The organism is Pseudochrobactrum sp. AO18b (assembly GCF_000409565.1).
GTDB classification, from domain to species: Bacteria; Pseudomonadota; Alphaproteobacteria; order Rhizobiales; family Rhizobiaceae; genus Pseudochrobactrum; species Pseudochrobactrum saccharolyticum.
The window spans coordinates 1-4258 of record NZ_ANNO01000122.1 but is presented as its reverse complement, the minus strand read 5'-3'; the positions used below and the strand labels follow the sequence as shown (position 1 = coordinate 4258).

The 4258-nt window shown below is 50.7% G+C and carries 5 protein-coding genes; 3 read left to right on the top strand and 2 right to left on the bottom strand.

What is annotated here, in order from left to right:
• Positions 1-61: 61 nt before the first annotated feature.
• Both hisI and folE read right to left on the bottom strand, forming a co-directional pair.
• The gene (gene hisI, locus A918_RS0105000; protein WP_022709988.1) at positions 62-472 is read right to left on the bottom strand and encodes a phosphoribosyl-AMP cyclohydrolase; all 411 of its coding nucleotides are present in this window, start codon (positions 470-472) and stop codon (positions 62-64) included.
• The gene (folE, locus tag A918_RS0104995) at positions 469-1080 is read right to left on the bottom strand and encodes a GTP cyclohydrolase I FolE (protein WP_022709987.1); all 612 of its coding nucleotides are present in this window, start codon (positions 1078-1080) and stop codon (positions 469-471) included. Before folE ends, hisI begins: the two co-directional genes overlap by 4 nt.
• A gap of 371 nt (positions 1081-1451) precedes the next feature.
• On the opposite strand from folE, the gene A918_RS0104985 reads away from it, so the two are divergent.
• The 3 genes from A918_RS0104985 to thrS form a co-directional block, all read left to right on the top strand.
• Positions 1452-1889: an iron-sulfur cluster assembly scaffold protein gene (locus A918_RS0104985; RefSeq protein WP_022709985.1), complete on the top strand. Its 438-nt coding sequence runs from the start codon at positions 1452-1454 to the stop codon at positions 1887-1889.
• A 5-nt stretch (positions 1890-1894) separates the two neighbouring features.
• Positions 1895-2257 carry a membrane protein insertion efficiency factor YidD gene (yidD, locus tag A918_RS19480; protein WP_022709984.1) on the top strand — a complete coding sequence of 121 codons (363 nt, stop codon included), beginning with the start codon at positions 1895-1897 and terminating at the stop codon, positions 2255-2257.
• A 152-nt stretch (positions 2258-2409) separates the two neighbouring features.
• Positions 2410-4258, top strand: a 1849-nt coding sequence (gene thrS / locus A918_RS0104975; RefSeq protein ID WP_022709983.1) for a threonine--tRNA ligase, incomplete at its 3' end; no start/stop codon positions are given.

Genomic DNA, 4258 nt, shown 5'->3' with positions numbered 1-4258 from the left:
GTAATTAATATTACGCGGGGCTTTTGTGTTTTATGTTAATAAACAAATCTAATAGTTTGATTTATTTGTGTAAAATGACGTTGTTGCCTGAAATATCTACTGTGCGATAAAAGCAGGAGTGACGATCTGTGTGGCATGTCGGGCCATTACCGGCAACTCTGACCTTGAGCCATAGGGCATCCTGATCGCAGTCTGTGCGCATCTCAATAACAGTCTGCAGATTGCCGGAGGTTTCGCCTTTCTTCCAAAGCGACTTGCGTGACCGCGACCAGTAATGGGCAATGCCGGTTTCCAGTGTCAGCCGCAGGGCTTCGCTGTTCATATGCGCAACCATCAGCAATTCGCCATCATCCGCACTTGTCACAACTGCGGTTATCAGGCCGGAACTGTCAAAGCGGGGCGCAAAGACAGCACCTTCCTCAGTGCTGTGCTTGTCAGTTTGTGCAGGGAAATCGGCAGGCAGTTTGGTCATGAACCGCTCCGCAGCATGGTCATGAACCGAACCTGATTGGCAACATCCTGTTCAAAAGAGCCTGTAAAGGTGGTCGTCAATGTGGTTGATCCCTGTTTGCGAATACCGCGCATAGCCATGCACATATGTTCCGCTTCAATCAATACAGCAACGCCGAGGGGTTTGAGAATATTCTGAATGCTGTGAGCAATCTGCGCAGTCATGCTTTCCTGAGTTTGCAGGCGATGGGCAAACATATCAACCACACGCGCAATTTTCGACAGGCCGACAACAGAGCCATTCGGCAGATAGCCGATATGTGCCTTGCCGATAATCGGTACCATATGGTGTTCGCAATGCGAGAAGAACTTGATGTCTTTGATGAGAACCATGTCTTTGTAGCCGGCAACTTCTTCAAAAACAGTGCCGAGCTCTTCTTCCGGTGACTGATGATAGCCGGAAAACAGTTCTTTATAGGCTTTTGCCACGCGTTTCGGGGTTTCAAGCAACCCTTCGCGCGACGGATCTTCTCCCATCCAGAGCAGCAATGTTTTTACAGCGGCCTCTGCCTCAGCCTTTGTCGGGCGTGCAACATTGCTGGTCTGTGAATCGGAAATGTGCTTGTTCATATCGAGCTCCCGTAGTCTCTCTCTGTGGAGAGACGAGTTAAACGGACACTGTTACGAAGCTTGCTCAGGCGGTAATTTTAGCTGTACCGCTGAAGGCTTGGCATTTATGTCGGGGCAGTTATCTGGCGTTTTGCAGAATACAGCCAAAGGCCTGCTCTGCCTGTTTGCATTGACTGTCGCGGAAATATCCGCAAAAGGCAAATGCCTGTCCTATATAAAGTATGTCGAAGATATTAAAAGAGCAAAGACAGCCGATTTATGTCGTATTTCGGTTGTGCTATTCTCTATAGCGGCTTGAAATGAAATATTTATATAGCCACTTATACAATCATGTCCGGCAATGCGCCGGAACATGCTGAAGGAGAAGCCGGATGATCAATGATATGTATAATGCCCGGATTCTCGAATTTGCCGGTAACATTCCGCATATTGGTCGTCTTCAGTCGCCGGATGCAACAGCGAAGGCGCATTCAAAACTTTGCGGTTCTACCGTGATTGTCGATCTCAAAGTCAGAGACGGTATTGTCGTAGATTTCGCACATGAGGTAAAGGCCTGTGCTTTGGGGCAGGCGACATCGTCGGTAATGGCGCGTCATATTATCGGCTCCACAGAGACTGAACTGCGTGAATTGCAGGCGCAAATGACTGCAATGCTGAAAGATAATGGCGCGCCGCCTGAGGGACGCTTTGAAGATTTGCGTTTTTTCGAGCCGGTGCGTGACTATAAGGCCCGTCATGCATCCACTTTGCTGACATTTGACGCTGTAGTTGACTGTCTGGATCAGATTGCCGCAAAAGCTGCCGTGTAAGCGATATGTGCCCGCAGCCTGAAACTAAATCCCGTAAAAAATTCAGCCGCAACTATCAGGGCGCATGGCGTAAAACACCGGATCGTTTGCTCGGTACAGGGCTTGTGCGGCTTTATCAGCTGACTTTATCGGGCTTTATCGGTAATTCCTGCCGCCATATGCCTACCTGTTCCGAATATGCCTATGAGGCTATTGCCCGTTACGGTTTGTGGACCGGCGGCTGGATGGGTTTGTTTCGGGTTATGCGTTGCGGGCCGTTCGGCACCTGCGGCATTGATCGTGTGCCGGAAGCGCTGGAGCCGCGCTATAAATGGTATTTTCCGTGGCGTTATTGGCACATTTCCGCTGCAAAACCCGATAATGACTAAGCTTTTACGGGGGAAAGGTTTATTTCCCCGTTTAGATTGATTATAGAGACGCTGCCGGTCGCATCTGCACTTCGTTTTGCAGGAGCCGGAAAGCTTTTATTTTGCTCTAAATAACCACCCGCAATCGTTGGCGGGACTGGATGAGGATGACAATGTCTGATCTTATTACTCTCGAATTTCCCGACGGCTCACAGCGTGAATATGATCCGGCCATGACTGGTCTGGCGCTTGCCGAATCCATCTCCAAATCACTGGCCAAGAAGTCTGTCGCCTATGCGGTTGACGGCACCGTGCGTGATTTGTCCGAGCCGCTTGGCGCATCAGGCAAAGTCGAGATTCTCACCCGTGAAGATCCGCGCGCGCTGGAGCTGATCCGCCACGACTGCGCCCACGTTCTGGCTGAAGCAGTGCAGGAGCTTTTCCCTGGCACGCAGGTCACAATCGGACCGGTTATCGAAAACGGCTTCTATTATGACTTCGCCCGCAATGAGCCTTTCACACCCGATGACCTGCCGGTTATCGAAAAGAAAATGCGTGAAATCATTGCCCGCAACAAATCGTTCACACGCGAAGTCTGGACACGCGAAAAAGCTAAGCAGGTTTTCTCCGATAAGGGTGAATCCTATAAGGTTGAGCTGATTGACGCGATCCCTGAAGGTCAGGATCTGAAGATCTATTATCAGGGCGACTGGTTCGATCTTTGCCGTGGTCCGCATATGGCGTCCACAGGTCAGATCGGTAATGCGTTCAAGCTGATGAAAGTTGCCGGTGCTTATTGGCGCGGTGACAGCAACAATCCGATGCTGACACGTATTTACGGTACAGCTTTTGCGAATGATGCTGATCTGCAGCAATATCTGACAATGCTGGAAGAAGCTGAAAAGCGCGATCATCGCCGCCTTGGCCGTGAAATGGATCTGTTCCATTTTCAGGAAGAAGGTCCGGGCGTGGTGTTCTGGCATTCCAAGGGCTGGCGTATGTTCCAGAGCCTTGTCAGCTATATGCGTCGTCGTCTCGATGATCATGGCTATCAGGAAGTCAACGCACCGCAGGTGCTGGATAAATCCCTTTGGGAAACATCCGGTCACTGGGGCTGGTATAAAGACAACATGTTCAAGGTCACCACTGCCGGTGATGACACTGAAGATGACCGTGTTTTCGCGCTGAAGCCGATGAACTGCCCGGGTCACGTGCAGATTTTCAAACATGGTTTGAAGTCCTACCGCGATCTGCCGATCAAAATGGCGGAATTCGGTAATGTGCATCGTTATGAGCCATCCGGTGCACTGCATGGTCTGATGCGCGTTCGCGGCTTTACGCAAGATGATGCGCATATCTTCTGTACTGACGAGCAGATGGCCGATGAATGCCTGCGCATTAACGATCTGATCCTTTCGACTTATGCCGATTTCGGCTTCGACCAGATCACCGTGAAACTCTCCACACGTCCTGAAAAGCGCGTGGGTGATGATGCGCTGTGGGATCGTGCGGAAAGCGTTATGGGCGAAGTGCTCAAGACAATTGAAGCCAATTCCGGCGGCCGCATCAAAACCGGCATTCTGCCTGGCGAGGGCGCGTTCTACGGTCCTAAGTTCGAATATACGCTGAAAGATGCGATCGGTCGTGAATGGCAGTGCGGTACAACGCAGGTTGACTTCAATCTGCCGGAACGCTTCGGTGCATTCTATATCGACAACAATTCCGAGAAGCAGCAGCCGGTTATGATTCACCGCGCTATCTGTGGCTCGATGGAGCGTTTCCTCGGTATTCTGATCGAGAACTTTGCCGGTCATATGCCGCTGTGGTTCGCACCAATTCAGGTTGTTGTGGCAACGATCACTTCGGAAGCGGATGAATATGGTCAGGAAGTTGCTAACTTGTTTAAAAAAGCAGGCTTGCAGGTAACGACCGACTTCCGCAACGAGAAGATCAATTACAAGGTGCGTGAGCACTCGCTGCAGAAAGTGCCGGTCATTCTGGTGCTCGGTAAGCGTGAAGCAG

Coding starts and splice junctions, on each gene's coding strand:
- folE (WP_022709987.1), bottom strand. CDS start 1,080: ATGAACAAGCACATTTCCGATTCACAGACCAGCAATGTTGCACGCCCG.
- hisI (WP_022709988.1), bottom strand. CDS start 472: ATGACCAAACTGCCTGCCGATTTCCCTGCACAAACTGACAAGCACAGC.
- A918_RS0104985 (WP_022709985.1), top strand. CDS start 1,452: ATGATCAATGATATGTATAATGCCCGGATTCTCGAATTTGCCGGTAAC.
- yidD (WP_022709984.1), top strand. CDS start 1,895: ATGTGCCCGCAGCCTGAAACTAAATCCCGTAAAAAATTCAGCCGCAAC.